This window comes from Gemmatimonadales bacterium, assembly GCA_030697825.1.
Classification (GTDB): domain Bacteria; phylum Gemmatimonadota; class Gemmatimonadetes; order Gemmatimonadales; family JACORV01; genus JACORV01.
In genome coordinates this window covers 1-1,314 of sequence record JAUYOW010000195.1, presented here as the reverse complement: position 1 = coordinate 1,314, position 1,314 = coordinate 1, and the positions used below count along the sequence as shown (strand labels likewise).

The following is a 1,314-nucleotide window of genomic DNA, read 5'->3' as shown; positions in this document are numbered from 1 at the left end:
GCCACGGCCGCCACCCGCGCGATATCCCCCCTGTTGCCCACACCTGCGGCGATGCCGGCGATCCAGGGGGCGATGAGCCTCAGGACGAGCGGCAGCACCCCGATCGCGATGAAGACGAGGCCCACGCGCCGAGCGATACGGGCACGGTCATCCGTGGCCAGGAGGGATAGTCCGAGAAACACGAGCGTGGCGATCAGGAGCCACAGCAGCAGCATCTGCACGACGTCCACGCGGGCGGTCACGCCCGTGACCGCCGGGTCCAGATCCGCGGGTCGGATGGTCACTGAGAGGTCCTGTGCAGGCGGGATGGCCTGTGGGAGAGTGGGGTCGACTGCACCAAGGGATGCGGCCAGGGGCACGCGGATCGCGGACAGATCGATCGTGATGTCGTCCCGGGGATGATCGATAAAGCCCTGATGGGCCCGCTTGAGCGCGGCTGCGATCAGGTCGGAGAACCCGGGGTCGACCACCACGGTGCCCACCTGCTCGCGAATGACGCCCTCGCTCGCGCCGGTCAGTTCCCGCGCGTTGCCGTGTGCGAAGTCTGCCGCCTCGGCCACCACGGCGTCCGCCACCGCCACGCTCCCCGGCGGGCTCTGGATGATCTCGATCGCCACGTCGGCGAACCCGCTGCTGCTCGACACACGCCCGGCCGCCGTCCAGATGACGACCGCCAGAAGCCACGCGGCAACCCCCAGCAGCAGGAACGCGATGACTCCCGCACGGCGCGCGGCGGAGGGCCTGCGACTCAACGCTTCGCGCCAGGGTATGCGGACTCATCGCTCAGTTGCATCGCGAGGTACCAGACCAGCCGCGCGGCCCAATGTCAAGACCCTCGCCGACGGAGCCCTGCGGGCGTCTTCCCAATCGGCTCATGACCGCTCCCCGCACACACGCGGCGCCGGTGCGGGAGACTGACCCCATGACATCATTCGGATCCGGGATCAGCACCCTGCCGGGGGCATGGGACGCGGCGTGTGAGGCTGCCGCCCTCGTACGCAATGGGCTCGGCGGAACCCGCCCCGACCTCGCGGTGGTCTTCGCCACCCCCGACCTCATGGAGGACGCCGCGCGCATCGCGGCAGCCGTGCACGAGGAGCTGGCGCCCGTGCACCTCATCGGCTGCTCTGCGGAGGGGGTGATCGGCACCGGCCGGGAGATCGAGCGGGGGGCCGCGCTCTCGCTGTGGGCCGCGACGCTGCCCGGCGCATCAATCGAGTCGTTCGCCCTGGGGCCCGGGCAGGCCGCCGGTGGAGGCACGGTGATGGCGGGGTGGCCGCTCGGGCTTGACCCCGCCGGGCCGCCGGAGTTCTC

2 protein-coding genes are annotated in these 1,314 nt (G+C 71.2%); one reads left to right on the top strand and one right to left on the bottom strand.

The features are described from left to right. A partial coding sequence (locus Q8Q85_10370) for a hypothetical protein (GenBank protein MDP3774658.1) occupies positions 1-752 on the bottom strand: 752 nt, incomplete at its 3' end. A 170-nt stretch (positions 753-922) separates the two neighbouring features. Here Q8Q85_10370 and Q8Q85_10365 point away from each other — a divergent pair. Further along, positions 923-1,314, top strand: a 392-nt coding sequence (locus Q8Q85_10365) for an FIST N-terminal domain-containing protein (GenBank protein MDP3774657.1), incomplete at its 3' end; no start/stop codon positions are given.